This window comes from Pseudomonas parasichuanensis, assembly GCF_021601385.1.
GTDB lineage: Bacteria > Pseudomonadota > Gammaproteobacteria > Pseudomonadales > Pseudomonadaceae > Aquipseudomonas > Aquipseudomonas parasichuanensis.
In genome coordinates this window covers 23,921-43,461 of sequence record NZ_BQHO01000007.1, presented here as the reverse complement: position 1 = coordinate 43,461, position 19,541 = coordinate 23,921, and the positions used below count along the sequence as shown (strand labels likewise).

The window sequence follows — 19,541 nt, the reverse complement described above, 5'->3', positions numbered from 1 at the left end:
CGCATGGGGCCCCCTGGGCCGTAGCCCGCCGCCCGGATGGGGCGCGCATGGTAACTCGAATTCAGTGTCCTCGATCAGCCAACGGCGTGATTTTCGTTGAGTCTATGGATGCCAGCGGTGCCGGTCATGCCGTCCCAGTTATCGCCGCGCCCTTCGCGCCAGCCGTTGATCCAGGCTTGACGTACGGAAGGTAGAGTAAATGGGCAAAGTTCGCGGGATTTGCCGGTGACCCCATACTGGTAGCCACGTGAATATGCTCTTTCCAACGGATCACGCTTAAGTCTTCTCATAGGGTGTTGCCCTCACTTGTTGACTGTAATGTCCCGTCGGCCTCTACGAGGCCGGGCAGAATCGTTCTGCCGGTGTGCGCCCGCTGCCGGCGTGGCGGGCTGAAGGTGTCGCCCCATTGCGAGGCGACCTGAGATCAGTTCTAACGAATGCGAGTCACAGTGTGAATGATCGTTTTGTCATAAGGACGTAACCTTTCCAAGGGTGAGAGGATAAGTAAATAGATGCGACTCAACCTTGTTTGCCGTTGGGCCCGCTATGATCAGGGTTTAGTCAGCTTTGACGTCAATTGGCCAGCGTGTCTGGTCAATGGCTCGTAATAATTGGTAATGCGACGAAGGGTCACATCTGGACCCGCTGTGCGCGAATTTTCATACTGCTCGACGATCAAAGCCTTTTTCGCCACCCGGCGAGAGCAGGTTGCGTCGGGCGGCCAGGCCTGGCGAGACAGCTCGCGGGCCACCCGGGCGCCTGCTTAAAGGGCGTGCGGGAAAACCTCGGCAGGCCGATGCGTCGGCTGCCATCTACTTAGCCAAAGGCTCTGGAATACCCATGTCGGACCGTATCGAACTTTATCTCACCTGCCCCAAGGGCCTCGAAGGCCTGCTCGTCGAAGAGGCCCGGGAGCTGGGCCTGACCGAGGTGCGTGAGCACACCTCGGCCATCCGCGGCGAGGCCGACATGGAAACCGCCTACCGCCTGTGCCTCTGGTCGCGCCTGGCCAACCGCGTGCTGCTGGTGCTCAAGCGCTTCCCGATGAAAAACGCCGACGACCTCTATGACGGGGTGAACGCGGTGGATTGGGCCGATCACCTGGCGGCCGACGGCACCCTGGCGGTGGAGTTCAGCGGCCATGGCTCGGGTATCGACAACACCCACTTCGGCGCGCTGAAGGTCAAGGATGCGATCGTCGACAAGCTGCGCAACCGTGAAGGCCTGCGCCCGTCGGTGGAAAAGATCGACCCGGATGTGCGCGTGCACCTGCGCCTGGACCGTGGCGAGGCGATCCTCTCCCTTGACCTGTCCGGCCACAGCCTGCACCAGCGCGGCTACCGCCTGCAGCAAGGCGCGGCGCCGCTCAAGGAAAACCTGGCGGCGGCGGTGTTGATCCGCGCCGGCTGGCCGCGCATCGCCGCCCAGGGCGGCGCACTGGCCGACCCAATGTGCGGTGTGGGCACCTTCCTGGTCGAGGCGGCGATGATAGCTGCCGACATGGCCCCCAACCTCAAGCGCGAGCGCTGGGGCTTCAGCGCCTGGCTCGGCCATGTGCCGGCACTGTGGCGCAAGCTGCACGAAGAGGCCCAGGCCCGTGCCCAGGCCGGCCTGGCCAAACCGCCGCTGTGGATCCGTGGCTACGAGGCTGACCCGCGGCTGATCCAGCCGGGGCGCAACAACGTCGAGCGCGCAGGCCTGGGTGACTGGGTGAAGATCTACCAGGGCGAGGTGGCCAGCTTCGAGCCGCGCCCGGACCAGAACCAGAAAGGCCTGGTGATCAGCAACCCGCCTTATGGCGAGCGTCTGGGCGACGAAGCCAGCCTGCTGTACCTCTACCAGAACCTTGGCGAGCGCCTGCGCCAGGCCTGCATGGGCTGGGAAGCAGCGGTGTTCACCGGCGCGCCGGAGCTGGGCAAGCGCATGGGTATCCGTAGCCACAAGCAATACGCGTTCTGGAACGGCGCGTTGCCCTGCAAGCTGCTGCTGTTCAAGTTGCAGCCCGACCAGTTCGTCACCGGCGAGCGCCGCCCGGCCCAGGTTGAAGAGGGCCAGGAGCGTCGCCCGGCGCCACAGGCCAGCGAGCCGGCGCGGCTGTCCGAAGGCGCGCAGATGTTCGCCAACCGCCTGCAGAAGAACTACAAGCAGCTGGGCAAGTGGGCCCGCCGCGAGAAGGTCGACTGCTACCGCGTGTACGATGCCGACATGCCCGAGTACGCCGTGGCGGTCGACCTGTACCACGACTGGGTGCATGTGCAGGAATACGCCGCCCCGCGTTCCATCGACCCGGAAAAGGCCCAGGCGCGTCTGCTCGATGCCCTGGCGGCCATTCCCCAGGCGCTGGGTGTCGATCAGCAGCGCGTGGTGCTCAAGCGCCGTGAGCGCCAGAGCGGCACGCGCCAGTACGAGCGCCAGGCCACCGAAGGGCGCTTCCAGGAAGTCAGCGAAGGCGGCGTCAAGCTGCTGGTCAACCTCACCGACTACCTGGACACCGGCCTGTTCCTCGACCACCGCCCGATGCGCATGCGCATCCAGCGCGAGGCCGAGGGCAAGCGCTTCCTCAACCTGTTCTGCTACACCGCCACGGCCACCGTGCACGCGGCCAAGGGCGGCGCGCGCAGCACCACCAGCGTCGACCTGTCGAAGACCTACCTGGACTGGGCGCGGCGCAACCTGTCGCTGAACGGCTTCTCCGAGCGCAACCGCCTGGAGCAGGGCGACGTCATGGCCTGGCTGCAGAGCGCGACGGACAGCTACGACCTGATCTTCATCGACCCGCCGACCTTCTCCAACTCCAAGCGCATGGAAGGGGTGTTCGACGTGCAGCGCGACCATGTCGAGCTGCTGGACCTGGCCATGGCCCGCCTGGCGCCGGGCGGCGTGCTGTATTTCTCCAACAACTTCCGCAAGTTCCAGCTCGACGAGCACCTGGCAACGCGTTATGCGGTGGAGGAAATCAGCGCCCAGACCCTGGACCCGGACTTCGCCCGCAACAACCGTATCCACCGCGCCTGGCAACTGCGTCTGCGCTGAGACGACGAGGTACATTGCGCGGCTGCTGGCCAGTGGCTATAAAGCACTGAAGGGTTAATCCATTCGCAGGACGCTGATGTTGTCGAGAGTCCTTTATGGCGAATGCGGGTGTACCTGCGAAGTGGTTTGGCCTGCTCGGTGACGAGCTGTCGGCCTGGGGTGTGGCCCTGGCGGCGCTGGTCGCCGGCGGCCTGCTCACGGCAGCCTTGGCCATTGCCACCCAGAGCTTCTACAAGCAGCAGTTGCGCCAGCGCTTCGAGCTGTTGGCCGGCGAGCGCTACAGCCGTATCGCCGAGCGTTTCGAAGAACAGGAGCAGCGCCTGGATGGCCTGCGCCGGTTCTTCGATTTCTCCAACGAAATCACCCCCCGCGAGTTTGACGGCTATGCACGTCCGCTGCTGCACCGCACCCAAGCCTATTCCTGGGCGCCGCGGGTGGAGGCAGGGCAGCGTGAAGCTTTCGAGCAGCGCGCCAGCGATTTGCTAGCGCAGCGCTACCAGATCCGCGACCAGGACGCGCAAGGCGGCTGGCAGGCGGCCCCCGCGCGCGACCACTATTACCCGGTGCTGTACAACCAGGCCTCCAGCCAGCAAGGGCAGCCCTATGGCCTGGACCTGCTCGGCCAGCCGAAACGCACGGCGACCCTGGCCAGGGCCGTAGCACCTGGCAGCATGGCGGTGTCCGAGCCGCTGGACATGCTCAGTGTCGACCCGGCCTACAGCCGTGGCCTGCTGATGGTGGCACCGGTGTTCGCCGAATCGGCCCCGGCCGGTGGCCCGCCCAGTGGCTATGTCATGGCGTTGCTCAGCCTGCGTCAGTTGATCGTTGAGAGCTTGCCGACGGTGGCGGACGACAACCTGGTGGTACGGATCCTCGACCTGTCCACCGACGGTGGCCACGAAGTGCTGTTCGATTCTGGCAACCGAACGGCGCGCATGGCCCTGGCCAGTACCCACCTGCTGCACCTGGCCGATCACCACTACCAGCTCGACATCCGCCCCAGCGTAGGTTTCATGGCCGCCAACCGCTCGGCGGCGGTGCAGGTGGTCGGTCTGCTCGGCGGTTTGCTCAGCCTGTTGCTGGCGACCTTGCTCTACAGCCTGTTCAGTCAGCGCCAGCGCGCCCTGGACCTGGTGGCCCGGCGTACCACTGAGCTGCGTATCAGCGAGCAATCGTTGCGGGAAACCCACAACCAGCTGCGCAGTGTGCTCGACGCCGCGACTCAGGTAGCGATCATCGCCACCAGCCTCAAGGGTGTGATAGGTACCTTCAATGCCGGTGCCGAACGCCTGCTCGGTTATTCGGCCGAGGAAGCCCTGGGCGTGCTCACCCTCGAGGACCTGGTGCAGCCCGAAGAGCTGCATCGTCGTGCCCATGCCCTGAGCCTGCGTTATGGGCGCGAGGTCGGTGCGGGCCAGGCGATGTTCGCCGAGACCGTGCAGGAAGGCGGCGCAGAGCCCGGCGAATGGACCCTGGTGCGCAAGGATGGCAGCCACCTGCTGGCCAACATGCTGGTGACTGCTGTTCTCGATGAGCAGGGCTTGTGGGTGGGCTACCTGGCCATCTGCATCGACGTCACCGAGCGGCGTCGAGTGCACGAGGCGCTGGCAGCGCGCGATCGGTTGCTGGAGAAGCTCAGTGCCGAGGTGCCCGGCGGTATCTACCAGTACCGCCTGGATGCTGACGGGCGCTCGTGTTTCCCTTATGCCAGCCAGGGGCTGCACGATATCTACGAAGTCGACCTGGCGCTGCTGCAGCAGGATGCCACGGTGGTGTTCGAACGCATCCATCCTGATGATCTGGAGCGGGTGCGGCGCTCGGTGCGTTTTTCCGCCGAGCACCTGACGCCCTGGCGCGAGGAGTATCGGGTGTGCCTGCCCCGGGCCGGCCTGCGCTGGGTGCGCGGCGAGGCAACGCCGGAAATCGGCGACCACGGTTGCACCCTCTGGCATGGCTACCTGACCGATATCTCCGACCTCAAACGGGTGGAGGAGGAACTGCGCGCGCTGTCGATCACCGATGCCCTTACCGGCATCCACAATCGCCGTTATTTCCAGGAGCGCCTGCGCAATGAACTTGATCGTGCCCAGCGGGACGGGCTGGACCTGGCGGTGATCATGCTCGATATCGACCATTTCAAACGGATCAATGACCAGTTCGGCCACGCGGTGGGCGACCTGGTGCTGCGCAGCCTGTGCCAGCGGATCAGCCAGCGGTTGCGGCGCACCGATGTGTTCTGCCGCTTGGGCGGTGAGGAGTTCATGGTGCTGTGCCCGGGCAGCGATGCCGAACAGGCGCGGTTGCTGGCGCTGGAGCTGTGGCAGGGCGTGCGTAACGTGCCGATCGAAGGTGTCGGGCGGGTGACGGCAAGCTTCGGGGTCGCGGGCTGGCGGGACGGGGAGGGGGCCGATGCGCTGTTGCTGCGGGCGGATGCGGGGGTGTATGCAGCCAAGCAGGGTGGCCGGGACCGGGTCGAGGCGGAGCTTGCCTGACCCCTGGCCTGGCGTCACTGCCAGGCCAGGGTGTCAGCGCTTTACAGGAACACGAACTTGGCGATGAAGATCACGCTGAGCACCCACAGGCTCGGCGAAACTTCCTTCAATTTGCCGGTGCCCGCCTTCAGGGCCACATAGCTGATGAAGCCCAGGGCGATGCCGTCAGCGACCGAGAAGGTCAGCGGCATCATGATCACCGTGACGATCGCCGGGATGCTGTCGGTGGCTTCGTCCCACTCGATGTGCGCCATGCTGCCCATCATCAGCATCGCCACATAGATCAGCGCACCGGCGGTGGCATAGGCCGGGATCATCCCCGCCAGCGGCGCGAAGAACATCGCGGCGACGAACAGCAGACCGACCACCACGGCAGTCAGGCCGGTGCGGCCGCCGGCGGCGACGCCTGCGGCGCTCTCGACGTAGCTGGTGACCGGTGGTACGCCCACCGCGGCACCGAATACGCTGGAGGCACTGTCGGCCTTCAGCGCCCGCGACAGGTTCTCGATGCGCCCATCGGCCGCTACCAGGCCGGCGCGCTGGGCGACGCCCATCAGCGTGCCGGCAGTGTCGAACATGTGCACGAACAGGAACGCGAAGACCACGCTGATCATGCTGACGTTGAACACGCCCGCCACATCCATTGCCATCCAGGTCGGCGCCAGGCTCGGCGGCATCGACATCACCCCGCCGAACTTGACCAGCCCCAGGCCCCAGCCGGCCAGGGTGACGCTGATGATGCTGATGAGGATCGCACCGAACACCCGTTTGTAGCTGAGGATCGCGATCATCAGGAAGCACACGGCCGCCAGCAGCGGGCCGGGCTCATGCAGCGAGCCGAGCTTGATCAGGGTGGCCGGGCTGTCGACGACGATGCCCGCGGTTTTCAGGCCGATCAGCCCGAGGAACAATCCGACGCCGGCCCCCATGGCATGGCGCAGGCTCACTGGGATGCTGTTGAGCAGCCACTCGCGCACCCGTGACAGGGTGAGGAACATGAACAGCACGCCCGAGATGAACACCGCACCCAGCGCGGCCTGCCAGGTGTAGCCCATGGTGCCGACCACGGTGTAGGTGAAGAAGGCGTTGAGGCCCATGCCGGGCGCCAGGCCCACCGGCCAGTTGGCGTACAGGCCCATCAGCAGGCAGCCCAGCGCCGCGGCAATGCAGGTAGCGACGAAGGCCGCCCCGTGATCGATGCCGGCGTCGGCCATGATGTTGGGGTTGACGAAGATGATGTAGGCCATGGTGATGAAGGTGGTCACCCCGGCTATCAGTTCGGTGCGGACGGTGGTGCCATGTCGCTTGAGTTTGAAAATCCGCTCCAGCCAACCCGTTTCGGGCGGCGCAGCGAGATCCAGCGTAGGGGCTTCGGATTTGCGGCTTTCCACAGCGAGTACTCCTCAAGTCTTTCTTGTTGTTCGAAGCCTGATCCTGAGCAATGCACTTGGGGGCTTCGCGAGGGGGTGTGGCAGACGTCCGACCATTTTGTTGACTTGCGGGTCAGGAAGTTGCTCGCAGGATTATGCTTTTGTGTACAAAGAATGCAAATAATGTTTTATCTTTTGTGCGCACAAACTGCCGTACAACGGCTATATAGGTTAAAGGCCCCCTGCAGAAACGGGTCAGCCTGTGTACAATGGCGCCATACCTTGGTCCACCACCTACTTCCAGGACTTGCCCTCCACCCGCTGACAGGTAGTACAGTCACGGTCCGACTGGCAGATCCTTTGTGCTCGAGAGCCCATGAACGAACAGCTGCAACCTCTGAAAAAACCTGTGCGCACTGGCAAGGCCGGCCGCAGTGGTACCCAGGACGACATCGTCTACGCGCACATCTTCGAGGCGATCCTCGAGCAGCGCCTGGCGCCGGGCACCAAGTTGAGCGAGGAGGCACTGGGCGAGATCTTCGGCGTCAGCCGCACCATCATCCGCCGCGCGCTGTCGCGCCTGGCTCATGAAAGCGTGGTGCTGCTGCGGCCCAACCGCGGCGCGGTAGTGGCCAGCCCCACAGTGGAAGAGGCGCGCCAAGTGTTCTTCTCGCGGCGCATGGTCGAACGTGCCATCACCGAGTTGGCCGTGCAGCACGCCACCCTCGAGCAGCTCAACGAATTGCGCCAGATGGTCCGTGATGAGCGTGACAGCTTCTCCCGTGGCGACCGTGGCGCCGGCATCCGCCTTTCCGGCGAATTCCACCTCAAGCTGGCCGAAGCCGCGGGCAATGCCCCGCTGGTGAGCTTCCAGCGCAGCCTGGTGTCGCAGACCTCGCTGATCATTGCCCAGTACGAGAGCGGCAACCGCTCGCACTGTTCCTATGACGAGCACATGCAACTGATCGACGCCATCGAGGCCCGTGACGCACAGCAGGCGGTCAGCCTGATGATGCACCACATGGATCATATCGACAGCAAGCTCAACCTCGATGAGGAAAGCGCGTCGGACGATCTGCATGCCGTGTTCTCGCACCTGCTGAAAAAGCCCAAGGCCACCGCCAAGGGTTGATCGTTTGCCTTGATGACCGAAGGGCCGCTTAGCGGCCCTTCGTCGTTACTGGCCCTTGGCCAAAGCTCTGCTAGATTTCAAACCAGCAAACCTTCATCAAGCAGTTGGGCTTGCGCAGTCGTTGCGTCCAATTACTTGAGGAAGGGTTCATGACTTCATCCCTGGGTGTGCGCATGGGTGCCGAGCTGGTCGGCACTTTCTGGCTGGTCCTTGGCGGGTGCGGCAGTGCCGTGCTGGCCGCCAGTTCTCCCGTTGGCATCGGCGTTCTCGGTGTCGCTTTCGCGTTCGGCCTGACTGTCCTGACCATGGCCTTCGCCATCGGCCATATCTCGGGTTGTCACCTCAATCCTGCCGTGTCGTTCGGCTTGGTGGTGGGCGGGCGGTTCCCGGCAAAAGAGCTGCTGCCCTATGTGATTGCCCAAGTGATCGGCGCCATCCTGGCCGCAGCGGTGATCTACTTCATCGCCAGTGGAAAAGCCGGCTTCGAACTGGCCAGCGGCCTGGCCTCGAACGGGTACGGTGAGCATTCGCCGGGCGGCTACACGCTGGCGGCAGGCTTCACCAGTGAGGTGGTGATGACCGCGATGTTCCTGGTGATCATCATGGGCGCCACCGATGCCCGGGCACCGGCCGGCTTTGCGCCAATTGCGATTGGCCTGGCGCTGACCCTGATACATCTGATCTCGATTCCGGTCACCAACACCTCGGTCAACCCGGCGCGCAGCACCGGGCCGGCCTTGTTCGTGGGTGGCTGGGCGCTGCAGCAGCTGTGGTTGTTCTGGCTGGCGCCGCTGATCGGGGCAGCGATCGGCGGCGCACTGTACCGAGGGTTGGCGAAACAGCCTTAGCGCTGGTGCACGCAACGGCCGGCGGCGTAGGTTTCACGCACGGTGCGGTCGTCGCCCAGGGTGGTGAGCACGAACAGGGTTTCCTCGATGCTGTTGGACTGCTGGATGCGGTAGTCCAGCAGCGGCGTGGCCTTGTAGTCGAGCACCACGAAGTCGGCGTCGTTGCCCGGGCGCAGGCTGCCGATCCGGTCGTCCAGGCGCAAGGCCCGCGCGCCGCCGAGGGTGGCCAGGTACAGCGACTTGAACGGGTGCAAGCGCGCGCCCTGCAGCTGCATCACCTTGTAGGCCTCGTTCAGGGTGTTGAGCAGCGAGAAGCTGGTGCCCGCGCCCACATCGGTGCCCAGGCCCACATTGACCTTGAAACGCTCGGCCTGGGGCAGGTTGAACAGGCCGCTGCCCAGGAACAGGTTGGAGGTGGGGCAGAAGGCGATGGCCGAGCCGGTCTCGGCCAGGCGCTTGCACTCGTCGTCGCACAGGTGCACGCCGTGGGCGAACACCGAGCGCTCACCCAGCAGCTCGAAGTGATCGTAGACATCCAGATAACCGTTCTGCTCGGGGAACAGCGCCTTCACCCACTCGATCTCCTTGAGGTTCTCGGACAGGTGGGTGTGCATGTAAACGCCCGGGTGCTCCTTGAGCAGTTGACCGGCCAGGGCCAGCTGTTCGGGTGTGCTGGTGGGGGCGAAGCGCGGCGTGACCGCGTAGTGCAGGCGGCCCTTGCCGTGCCAGCGCTCGATCAGCGCCTTGCTCTCGGTGTAGCCGGATTCGGCGGTATCGGTCAGGTAGTCGGGGGCGTTGCGGTCCATCATCACCTTGCCGGCGATCAGGCGCAGGTCCAGGCGCTCGGCTTCCTCGAACAGCGCGTTGACCGACTCGGGGTGCACGCTGCCGAACACCAGGGCGGTGGTGGTGCCGTTGCGCAGCAGCTCCTGGAGGAAGATCTTTGCCACCTTGTCGGCGTGGGCCTTGTCGGCGAACTGCTTCTCGCAGGGGAAGGTGTAGGTGTTCAGCCAGTCCAGCAGCTGTTCGCCGTAGGAGCCGATCATGCCGGTCTGCGGGAAGTGGATATGGGTGTCGATGAAGCCCGGGGTGATCAGGGCATCCTGGTAGTGCACCACCTCGATGTCGGCCTCAAGCGTCGGCAGCAGCTCGCTGGCGTGGCCGAGGGCCTTGATACGGCCGTTGTCGATTACCAGCAGGCCATCCTCGTAGTATTCCTGGGAGGCCTCCAGGCCGACCTCGGCGGGGTCGGCGATGCTGTGCAGGATGGCGGCGCGGTAGGCTTTGCGGGTTGCGGTCATGGATACGCTCGTCAAAGGGTCTGGCTGCGCCGGGAGGGCGGCAGCAACTGGGTGATCTGGCCGGCGTTGGCGGCACTGTCGTGCTGGCCGAAGCAGGCGTTGTAGGTGGCAATGATTTCGGCGGCGATGGACACGGCGATCTCGATCGGCAGCTTGCCCTTCACTTCGGCCAGGCCCATCGGGCAGCGCATCCGCGCCATCAGTGCCTCGTCGAAGCCGCGCTCGCGCAGGCGGTGCTCGAATTTGGCCCGTTTGGTCTTCGAGCCGATCAGGCCGAACCAGGTGAAATCATTGCGTTTGAGAATGGCGGCGGTCAGTTCCAGATCCAGCTGGTGGTTATGGGTCATGACGATGCAGTAGCTGCCTGGCGGCAGGTCCGCGACTTCGTCGACCGGCTCCTCGCTGACGATCTTGCTCACCCCGCTGGGGATGTGCTCGGGGAATTCCTGTTCGCGCGAATCGATCCAGCGCACCCGGCAGGGCAGCGCCGCGAGCAAGGGTACCAGAGCCCGGCCGACATGGCCTGCGCCGAACACGGCGATCTGCGCCTGCACCCCGCTCATCGGTTCGAACAGCAGCACCGTGGCGCCGCCGCAGCACTGGCCGAGGCTGGCACCCAGGCTGAAGCGCTCCAGGTGTGGCGTGTAGCGGTGCTCCTCGAGCATCTGCCGGGCGATGTGCAGTGCCTTGAATTCCAGGTGGCCACCGCCGATGGTGTCGTACAGGGCGCTGGCGCTGACCACCATCTTCGAGCCTGCGTTACGCGGGGTGGAGCCGCGTTCTTCGATGATGGTCACCAGCACGCAGGGTTCGCCGCGTGCTTGGTGGTCGGCGAGGGCGTTGATCCATTGGTGCATAGCTGAATCCTCGGTGAGCACTGTGGGAGCGGGTTTACCCGCGAAGAGGGCGGTGAGCCCACCAGCGCATTCGCGGGCAAGCCCGCTCCCACAGGGTTTCCTCGCTGTCAGTGAGTGACGGTTTCCAGTTCGGCCTCGGTCGGTTGCTGCTGTGCCACCGCTTTGCGCATCTGCTCGCAGCCCCACAGCACCCGCTCCGGCGTCGACGGCGCGTCGATGTTCGGCTGCACGCGGTAGTCGGCGATGCTCGCCACCGCGTCCTTGATCGCACACCAGGCGGCGATGCCGAGCATGAACGGTGGCTCGCCCACGGCCTTGGAATGGAACACCGTGTCCTCGGGGTTCTTGCGGTTTTCCACCAGTTTCACGCGCATGTCGATCGGCATGTCGGCCACCGCCGGGATCTTGTAGCTGGCCGGGCCGTTGGTCATCAGCTTGCCCTTGGCGTTCCACACCAGTTCTTCGGTGGTCAGCCAGCCCATGCCCTGGACGAAGCCGCCCTCGACCTGGCCGATGTCGATGGCCGGGTTCAGCGAGTCGCCCACGTCATGCAGGATGTCGGCGCGCAGCATCTTGTACTCACCGGTCAGGGTGTCCACCACGACCTCCACGCAGGCGGCGCCGAAGGCGAAGTAGTAGAACGGCCGGCCGCGTGCCTGGCTGCGGTCGTAGAAGATCTTTGGCGTGCGGTAGAAACCGGTGGTCGACAGCGATACCTGGGCGAAGTAGGCCTGCTGCACCAGCTGCTCGAAGCTGACGATCTGGTCGCGGGCACGCACATGGCCGTTGCGGAACTCGATGTCTTCCTCGGTGACGTTGTAATGCCGTGCGGCGAACTCGGTCAGGCGCTTCTTGAGGATTTCGGCGGCGTTCTGCGCGGCCTTGCCGTTCAGGTCGGCGCCGCTGGAGGCGGCGGTCGGCGAGGTGTTGGGCACCTTGTCGGTGTTGGTGGCGGTGATCTGGATGCGGTTGAAATCCACCTGGAACACTTCAGCCACCACCTGCGCGACCTTGGTGTTCAGGCCCTGACCCATCTCGGTGCCGCCGTGGTTCAGGTGGATACTGCCGTCGGTGTAGATGTGGATCAGCGCGCCGGCCTGGTTGAGGAAGGTGGCGGTGAACGAAATGCCGAACTTGACCGGGGTCAGCGCCAAGCCTTTTTTCAGCACCGGGCTGTTGGCGTTGAAACGGCGGATCGACTCGCGGCGCTCATGGTAGTCGCTGCTGGCCTCGAGCTCTGCGGTCATCTCCTCGAGCATGTTGTGCTCGACGGTCTGGTAGTAGTGGGTGACGTTGCGTTCGGTCTTGCCGTAGTAGTTGGCCTTGCGCACCGCCAGCGGGTCGAGCGCCAGGTGGCGGGCGATATGGTCCATCACCTGCTCGATGGCGACCATCCCCTGTGGGCCGCCGAAGCCGCGGTAGGCGGTGTTGGAGGCGGTGTTGGTCTTGCAGCGGTGGCCATGCACGGTGGCATCGCCCAGGTAGTAGGCGTTGTCGGAGTGGAACATGGCGCGGTCGACGATCGAGCCGGACAGGTCCGGCGAGTAGCCGCAGTTGCCGGCCAGGTCGAAGTTGATGCCGTGCAGGCGACCGTTGTCGTCGAAGCCCACGTCGTACTCGACGTAGAACGGGTGGCGCTTGCCGGTCATGGTCATGTCTTCGACCCTTGGCAGGCGCATCTTGGTCGGCTGGCCGGTCAGGCGCGCGATCACCGCGCACAGGCACGCGGGGCTGGCAGCCTGGGTTTCCTTGCCGCCGAAGCCACCGCCCATGCGGCGCATGTCGACGACGATCTTGTGCATCGGCACGTCGAGCACTTCGGCGACCAGCTTCTGCACCTCGGTGGGGTTCTGGGTGGAGCAGAACACGATCATGCCGCCGTCTTCTGCGGGCATCACCGAGCTGATCTGGGTTTCCAGGTAGAAGTGCTCCTGGCCACCGATGTGCAGGGTGCCCTGGATACGGTGCGGGGCGCTGGCCAAGGCGCTGGCCGAGTCGCCGCGCTGGTGGGTGTGGCTGTCGAGCACGAAGTGTTTCTTGCGCAGGGCCTCGACCACGTCGAGTACCGGCTCCAGGTCTTCGTACTCGATGATCGCCGCCATCGCCGCGCGGCGTGCGGTTTCCAGGTCGCGGGCCGCAACGGCGAGCACCGGCTGGCCGAAGAACTCGACCTTGTCGATGGCCAGCAGCGGGTCGCCGGCCACCACCGGGCCGATGTCCTTCAGGCCTGGAATGTCTTCGTGGGTGATGGCGATGCGCACGCCTTCAAACTGGTAGCACGGCGTGGTATCGATGCTCAGGATGCGTGCATGGGCACGGTCAGCGGTGCGCGCATAGACATGTAGCTGGTTGGGGAACTCCAGGCGGTCGTCGATATACACCGCCTCGCCCGCCACATGCTTGTCGGCGCTGTCGTGCTTGAGGCTGCGGCCGACCCCGGTGGTCAGGTCCTGGCTGAACAGTGCGGCCATCTCGGCCTGGCTCTTGACGGCGTGATGGTTAGACATAGTCGGTCACCCGGGTTTCGATGTGCGGCGATTGCAGTTCGATGAAGTACTTGCGCAGCAGGTTCTGCGCGGTCAGCAGGCGGTACTCGCGGCTGGCGCGGAAGTCGCTGAGCGGGGTGAAGTCCTCGGCCAGGGCCTGGCAGGCACGCTCGACGGTGGCCTGGTTCCAGGGCTTGCCGCGCAGGGCGGCTTCGCAGGCGCGGGCGCGCTTGGGGATTGCGGCCATGCCGCCGAAGGCCACGCGTACGCCGCTGACCACACCGTTCTCGATGCTCAGGTTGAACGCGGCGCACACTGCCGAGATATCGTCATCCAGGCGCTTGGACACCTTGTAGGCGCGGAACGCCCAGTCGCTGGTGGCACGGGGGACGATGATCTTCTCGATGAACTCACTGTCCTGGCGCGCGGTGATGCGGTAGTCGATGAAGTAGTCTTCCAGGGCCAGGGTGCGCTGGCGCTCGCCCTGGCGCAGGACCACCTGGGCATCGAGGGCGATCAGCAGGGGTGGCGAGTCACCGATCGGCGAGGCGTTGCCGATGTTGCCGCCCAGGGTGCCCTGGTTGCGGATCTGCAGCGAAGCGAAGCGGTGCAGCAGGTCGCCGAAGTCGGAGTACTCCTCGTTCAAGGCGGTGTAGCAGTCGGTCAGCGGGGTGGCGGCGCCGATTTCCAGGTGCGTGGCGGTCTTTTCGATGCGCTTGAGTTCGGCGACGTGGCCAACATAGATCATCACCGGCAGGGTGCGGTGGAACTGGGTGACTTCCAGTGCCAGGTCGGTACCGCCGGCCAGCAGGCGCGCCTCGGGGTGCGAGCTGTAGAGGTCGGCCAGGTCCGCCACGGTCAGCGGCACCAGGCAGCGCTTGTCGCCGCTGTTGAGTTCACCGGTCTGTTGCGGGGCGATGGCCTTGAGGCGGGCGATGGTCTGCGCCTGCTGCGCGTCGAACTGGTCGCGGCAGGGACGGGCGCAGCTTTGCTCGGCAGCGTCGAGGATCGGCCGATAGCCGGTGCAGCGGCACAGGTTGCCGGCCAGGGCTTCCTGGGCCTGGTGCAGGTCGTGACCTTCGCTGTTCTTCTGCAGCGCGAACAGCGACATGACGAAACCGGGGGTACAGAAACCGCACTGCGAGCCGTGGCAGTCGGCCATGGCTTTCTGCACGCTGTGCAGTTCGCCCTGGTGCTTGAGACCCTCGACGCTGATCAGCTGTTTACCGTGAAGGGAAGAGACAAACGTCAGGCACGAGTTGAGGCTGCGGTAGCGAATGCTGTCGCTGCCCAGTTCGTCGGCGACGAGTTCGCCGACGACCACGGTGCAGGCGCCACAGTCGCCGCTGGCGCAGCCTTCCTTGGTACCGGGTTTGCCCAGGTGCTCACGCAGGTACTGCAGCACCGTCATGTTCGGGTCCAGGGCGTGCTCGTTGCGCAGCTCCTGGTTGACGAGAAACTGGATCACGGGGAGGGCCTCGCAATGGTTTTATTGTTGTTCGGGCGGACTCTAAGCAAGGGCTGACCTCTTGGTCAATAATTTTCTGACTCAAAGGTCAAGAAATTGCCTGCGTTACGTCCGAACCGCCTCAAGGAACCTTCCTCAAGCATAGTTCGCGCCGGGCATCAGGGTTGACCGCACAGTCGCACAAAGCACGTGATCCCCCTGCGCGAGCACCGGGCAAGTGCGCTACAATCGCGCGCTTGTGCACAGCGATCCGATTTCGAAGGAAACCCATGACGTTCAAGGCGCCGGACAGCCTCTCCGAGCAAATTGCCCACTACCTGGCCGAGCGGATCATCCGCGGCGAACTCGCGCCCGGCGAGCGTATCCAGGAGCAGAAGGTCACCCAGGCCCTCAACGTCAGCCGTGGTTCGGTGCGTGAGGCACTGCTGATTCTTGAACGTCGCCACTTGGTGGCGATCCTGCCGCGGCGCGGCGCCCATGTGACCGAACTCGACGAAAACAGCGTGCGCAGCCTGTGCGCGCTGATGGGCGAGTTCTACATCCTGCTGGGCAATGCCGTTGCCCTGCATTGGCGCACCGAGGCCGACCTGCGCCCGTTCCTGGAGATCCAGCAGCGCCTGGCCCAGGCCCACGCCGAGCAGGACATCAAAGCCTTCGTCGCCGACAGTTTCGCGGTAATGCGCGCCGCTTACCCGTTCGCCAACAACCCCTACCTGCAGGAAACCGTCGAGAACCTGCAGCCGGCCATGAGCCGTGCCTACTACCTCGCGCTCGACCAGCGCCAGGCCAACATGGCCGATTACCTCAACCTGTTCGCCCGCCTGCTCGAAGCCGTGGTCGCCCGTGACCAGCCGCGCATCCGCGAGGTCCTCGCCGCCTATTGCCAGCGCAGCTGCGAGCTGGTGCTGGCGGCCTTGGCGCGGACCTGACCGATGCGCCTGAAGTGCATTCGCCTGGCCGGTTTCAAGTCGTTCGTCGACCCGACCACGGTCAACTTCCCCAGCAACATGGCGGCCGTGGTCGGCCCCAATGGCTGCGGCAAGTCCAACATCATCGACGCGGTGCGCTGGGTGATGGGCGAAAGTTCGGCGAAGAACCTGCGCGGCGAGTCGATGACCGACGTCATCTTCAATGGCTCCACCAGCCGCAAGCCGGTCAGCCAGGCCAGCATCGAGCTGGTGTTCGACAACAGCGACAACTCCCTGGTGGGCGAGTACGCCGCCTACGCCGAGATCTCGATCCGCCGCAAGGTCACCCGCGACGCGCAGAACACCTACTACCTGAACGGCACCAAGTGCCGCCGCCGTGATATCACCGACATTTTCCTCGGTACCGGCCTGGGCCCGCGCAGTTACTCGATCATCGAGCAGGGCATGATCTCCAAGCTGATCGAAGCCAAGCCTGAAGAACTGCGCAATTTCATCGAAGAAGCGGCCGGCATCTCCAAGTACAAGGAGCGCCGCCGCGAGACCGAAAACCGCATTCGCCGCACCCAGGAAAACCTGGCGCGCCTGACCGACCTGCGCGAAGAGCTGGAGCGTCAGCTCGAACGCCTGCACCGCCAGGCCCAGGCCGCCGAAAAATACCGTGAATACAAGGCCCAGGAACGCCAGCTCAAGGCTCGCTTGGCGGCCCTGCGCTGGCGTGACCTGGACGACCGCGTGCGCCAGCGCGAAAGCGTCATCGGTGACCAGGAAATCGCCTTCGAGGCGCTGGTGGCTGAGCAACGCAATGCCGATGCCAGCATCGAGCGCCTGCGCGATGGCCATCACGAGTTGTCCGAGCGCTTCAACCAGGTGCAGGGCCGCTTCTATTCGGTGGCCGGCGATATCGCCCGGGTCGAGCAGAGCATCCAGCACGGCCAGCAGCGCCTGCGCCAGTTGCAGGACGACCTCAAAGAGGCCGAGCGCACCCGCCTGGAAACCGAATCGCACCTGGGCCATGACCGCACGTTGCTGGCCACCTTGGGTGAAGAGCTGCAAATGCTCGAACCTGAGCAGGAACTTACCCTGGCCGCCGCCGAAGAAGCCGCTGCGGCGCTGGAAGAGGCCGAGCTGGGCATGCATGGCTGGCAGGAGCAGTGGGACAGCTTCAACGCCCGCTCCGCCGAGCCGCGCCGCCAGGCCGAAGTGCAGCAGGCGCGCCTTGCCCAGCTTGAAACGAGCCTGGAACGCCTGGGCGAGCGCCAGCGCAAGCTGGGCGAGGAAGACGAGCAACTGCTCGCCGACCCGCAGGACGCTGAAATGCTCGACCTGGCGGAGCAGGTGCTCGGCAGCGAACTGTTGCTCGAGGAGCTGCAACTGCAGGAGCAGCAGGTGGTCGAGCAGCTCGAGGCGCTGCGTGAGCAACTGCAGCAGTCCAACCAGGCGCAGCAGCAACAGCAAGGCGATCTGCAGCGTCTCGGTGGCCGCCTCGCGTCCCTGGAAGCCTTGCAGCAAGCTGCGCTGGAACCGAGCGTCGGCGCCGCCGACTGGTTGCGCGAGCAGGGTTTACAGCAGCGCCCGCGCCTGGCCGAAGGCCTGAGGGTCGAGCCCGGCTGGGAGCTGGCGGTGGAGACGGTGCTGGGTGCCGACCTGCAGGCCGTGCTGCTGGAGGATTTCAACAACCTCGAATTCGCCAGTCTGGAACAGGGCGATTTGCGTCTGCTGTTGAGCGATGGCAAAGGGGCAAGTATTCCCGGCAGCCTGCTCGACAAGGTCGAGGGGCGTACCGATCTTTCGCCCTGGCTCGGCCAGGTCAAGCCGGTGGAAAGCCTGGAGCAGGCGCTGGCCCTGCGCCCGACCTTGGCTGACGGCCATAGTTTGGTCAGCCGCGACGGCTACTGGGTTGGGCGGCACTTCCTGCGCATCAGCCGTGGCGGTGAGTCCCAGGGTGGTGTGCTGGCCCGTGGCCAGGAAATCGAGCGCCTGGGCCAGGAACAGTTGGAGCAGCAGGCGCAGTTGGAACAGTTGGACGAGCAGCTGCAGCGTCTGCGTGAGCAGCAGCTCGACCTGGAAGAGCAGCGCGAACAGCTGCGCCGCCGCAGCCAGGACGAGGGTCGCCAGCATGGCGAACTTAAAGCGCGTCTGTCCGCCGGCCGCGCCCGTGCCGAGCAGCTTGAGCTGCGCCGTAAGCGCCTGAACGAAGAACTGGCTGAGCTGCAGGAGCAGCGCGCCCTGGAACACGAGCAGTTGGGTGAGTCACGCCTGCTGCTGCAGGACGCCCTCGACCTGATGGCCCAGGACACCGAGCAGCGCGAACAGCTGATGGCCCGGCGCGACAGCTTGCGCGAAGGCCTTGACCGTATCCGCCAGGAAGCCCGCCAGCACAAGGACCATGCCCATCAGCTGGCCGTGCGCCTGGGCTCGCTGCGCGCCCAGCACGACTCCACCCGCCAGGCCCTCGAGCGCCTGGAGCAGCAGGCCGCGCGCTTGGGCGAGCGCCAGGAGCAGCTGAGCCTGAACCTGGAGGAGGGCGAGGCGCCCCAGGAAGAGCTGCGCCTCAAATTGGAAGAACTGCTTGAGCGGCGCATGAGCGTCGACGAAGAGATGCGCCAGGCCCGCCTGCACATGGACGAAGCCGACCGCGAACTGCGCGATGCCGAGCGCCGTCGCACCCAGGCCGAACAGCAGTCGCAACTGCTGCGCGGCCAGCTGGAACAGCAGCGCCTGGAGTCGCAAGGCCTGGATGTGCGGCGCAAGACCCTGCAGGAACAACTGCTGGCTGACGGCTACGATCTTCCGGGCGTGCTCGCCACGCTCGATGAGCACGCCAGCGAACAGGGTACCGAACAGGAACTGGAGCAGCTCGATGGGCGTATCCAGCGCCTGGGCGCGATCAACCTGGCGGCCATCGAGGAATACGAGCAGCAGTCCGAGCGCAAGCGTTACCTGGACGCCCAGAATGCCGACCTGGTTGAAGCGCTGGAGACCCTGGAAAACGTCATCCGCAAGATCGACAAAGAGACCCGTAACCGCTTCAAGGATACCTTTGATCAGATAAATGCCGGATTACAGGCACTTTTCCCAAAAGTTTTCGGTGGTGGCAGCGCTTATCTGGAACTGACGGGCGAAGATCTACTCGATACAGGGGTGACGATCATGGCGCGCCCGCCGGGCAAGAAAAACAGCACGATCCATTTGCTGTCCGGTGGCGAGAAGGCGTTGACAGCCCTGGCGCTGGTGTTCGCCATCTTCAAACTGAACCCGGCGCCGTTCTGCATGCTCGACGAAGTCGACGCACCGCTGGACGACGCCAACGTCGGGCGTTATGCGCGCCTGGTGAAGGAAATGAGCGAGAGCGTGCAGTTCATCTATATCACCCACAACAAGATTGCCATGGAAATGGCCGATCAATTGATGGGGGTGACCATGCATGAGCCGGGCTGCTCGCGCCTGGTGGCGGTGGATGTCGAGGAGGCCTTGGCCATGGTCGATGCATGACGAGGGAAGATTGGGTGCGATCAAGCAGGTAAAATCCGCAGCAGGTGCGACAGACGGTGTAAAGTTGCCTTTGGTCGTGCTAGCTTTACGTCACTTGTTTTTGCGTGGGTAAAACGCCTGTCAGAACATAGAG

General features: G+C 64.8%; 12 protein-coding genes. 6 read left to right on the top strand and 6 right to left on the bottom strand.

Annotation, left to right across the window (positions count from 1 at the left end):
- Positions 1-74: 74 nt before the first annotated feature.
- A complete protein-coding gene (rmf, locus tag L6D77_RS07905) occupies positions 75-290 on the bottom strand; it encodes a ribosome modulation factor (RefSeq protein WP_079227119.1) in 216 nt (71 codons plus the stop codon).
- A gap of 550 nt (positions 291-840) precedes the next feature.
- On the opposite strand from rmf, the gene rlmKL reads away from it, so the two are divergent.
- Positions 841-3,033 (top strand): bifunctional 23S rRNA (guanine(2069)-N(7))-methyltransferase RlmK/23S rRNA (guanine(2445)-N(2))-methyltransferase RlmL, encoded by a 2,193-nt coding sequence (rlmKL, locus tag L6D77_RS07900; RefSeq protein ID WP_232882860.1) that lies wholly within the window; start codon positions 841-843, stop codon positions 3,031-3,033.
- A gap of 95 nt (positions 3,034-3,128) precedes the next feature.
- On the top strand, positions 3,129-5,525 hold the full coding sequence (locus tag L6D77_RS07895) for a sensor domain-containing diguanylate cyclase (RefSeq protein WP_232882861.1): 2,397 nt from the start codon (positions 3,129-3,131) through the stop codon (positions 5,523-5,525).
- A 41-nt stretch (positions 5,526-5,566) separates the two neighbouring features.
- Here L6D77_RS07895 and L6D77_RS07890 read toward each other — a convergent pair whose 3' ends face one another.
- Positions 5,567-6,916 (bottom strand): NCS2 family permease, encoded by a 1,350-nt coding sequence (locus L6D77_RS07890; RefSeq protein ID WP_153785090.1) that lies wholly within the window; start codon positions 6,914-6,916, stop codon positions 5,567-5,569.
- A gap of 355 nt (positions 6,917-7,271) precedes the next feature.
- Here L6D77_RS07890 and L6D77_RS07885 point away from each other — a divergent pair, with 355 nt between their 5' ends.
- Entirely contained in the window at positions 7,272-8,027 is a 756-nt protein-coding gene (locus tag L6D77_RS07885) for a GntR family transcriptional regulator (RefSeq protein WP_232882862.1), read from the top strand.
- Between the two features lie 149 nt (positions 8,028-8,176).
- On the top strand, positions 8,177-8,875 hold the full coding sequence (gene aqpZ, locus L6D77_RS07880; RefSeq protein ID WP_038705702.1) for an aquaporin Z: 699 nt from the start codon (positions 8,177-8,179) through the stop codon (positions 8,873-8,875).
- Here aqpZ and guaD read toward each other — a convergent pair.
- The 4 genes from guaD to xdhA form a co-directional block, all read right to left on the bottom strand.
- Positions 8,872-10,176 carry a guanine deaminase gene (guaD, locus tag L6D77_RS07875; protein ID WP_153785088.1) on the bottom strand — a complete coding sequence of 435 codons (1,305 nt, stop codon included), beginning with the start codon at positions 10,174-10,176 and terminating at the stop codon, positions 8,872-8,874. The two genes, aqpZ and guaD, sit on opposite strands and share 4 nt — an antisense overlap.
- 11 nt (positions 10,177-10,187) lie before the next feature.
- The gene (gene xdhC, locus L6D77_RS07870; protein ID WP_232882863.1) at positions 10,188-11,033 is read right to left on the bottom strand and encodes a xanthine dehydrogenase accessory protein XdhC; all 846 of its coding nucleotides are present in this window, start codon (positions 11,031-11,033) and stop codon (positions 10,188-10,190) included.
- Positions 11,034-11,140: 107 nt separating this feature from the next.
- Positions 11,141-13,540 (bottom strand): xanthine dehydrogenase molybdopterin binding subunit, encoded by a 2,400-nt coding sequence (xdhB, locus tag L6D77_RS07865; RefSeq protein ID WP_232882864.1) that lies wholly within the window; start codon positions 13,538-13,540, stop codon positions 11,141-11,143.
- Entirely contained in the window at positions 13,533-14,987 is a 1,455-nt protein-coding gene (gene xdhA / locus L6D77_RS07860; RefSeq protein ID WP_232882865.1) for a xanthine dehydrogenase small subunit, read from the bottom strand. Before xdhA ends, xdhB begins: the two co-directional genes overlap by 8 nt.
- A gap of 269 nt (positions 14,988-15,256) precedes the next feature.
- Here xdhA and L6D77_RS07855 point away from each other — a divergent pair, with 269 nt between their 5' ends.
- A complete protein-coding gene (locus L6D77_RS07855) occupies positions 15,257-15,916 on the top strand; it encodes a GntR family transcriptional regulator (protein WP_232882866.1) in 660 nt (219 codons plus the stop codon).
- A 3-nt stretch (positions 15,917-15,919) separates the two neighbouring features.
- A complete protein-coding gene (gene smc / locus L6D77_RS07850; protein WP_232882867.1) occupies positions 15,920-19,408 on the top strand; it encodes a chromosome segregation protein SMC in 3,489 nt (1,162 codons plus the stop codon).
- The last annotated feature ends 133 nt before the right edge of the window (positions 19,409-19,541 follow it).

Bases quoted from the DNA above. Each gene is read 5' to 3' on its own strand.
- rmf (WP_079227119.1), bottom strand. From the start codon at position 290: ATGAGAAGACTTAAGCGTGATCCGTTGGAAAGAGCATATTCACGTGGC.
- rlmKL (WP_232882860.1), top strand. From the start codon at position 841: ATGTCGGACCGTATCGAACTTTATCTCACCTGCCCCAAGGGCCTCGAA.
- L6D77_RS07895 (WP_232882861.1), top strand. From the start codon at position 3,129: ATGGCGAATGCGGGTGTACCTGCGAAGTGGTTTGGCCTGCTCGGTGAC.
- L6D77_RS07885 (WP_232882862.1), top strand. From the start codon at position 7,272: ATGAACGAACAGCTGCAACCTCTGAAAAAACCTGTGCGCACTGGCAAG.
- aqpZ (WP_038705702.1), top strand. From the start codon at position 8,177: ATGACTTCATCCCTGGGTGTGCGCATGGGTGCCGAGCTGGTCGGCACT.
- guaD (WP_153785088.1), bottom strand. From the start codon at position 10,176: ATGACCGCAACCCGCAAAGCCTACCGCGCCGCCATCCTGCACAGCATC.
- xdhC (WP_232882863.1), bottom strand. From the start codon at position 11,033: ATGCACCAATGGATCAACGCCCTCGCCGACCACCAAGCACGCGGCGAA.
- xdhB (WP_232882864.1), bottom strand. From the start codon at position 13,540: ATGTCTAACCATCACGCCGTCAAGAGCCAGGCCGAGATGGCCGCACTG.
- L6D77_RS07855 (WP_232882866.1), top strand. From the start codon at position 15,257: ATGACGTTCAAGGCGCCGGACAGCCTCTCCGAGCAAATTGCCCACTAC.
- smc (WP_232882867.1), top strand. From the start codon at position 15,920: ATGCGCCTGAAGTGCATTCGCCTGGCCGGTTTCAAGTCGTTCGTCGAC.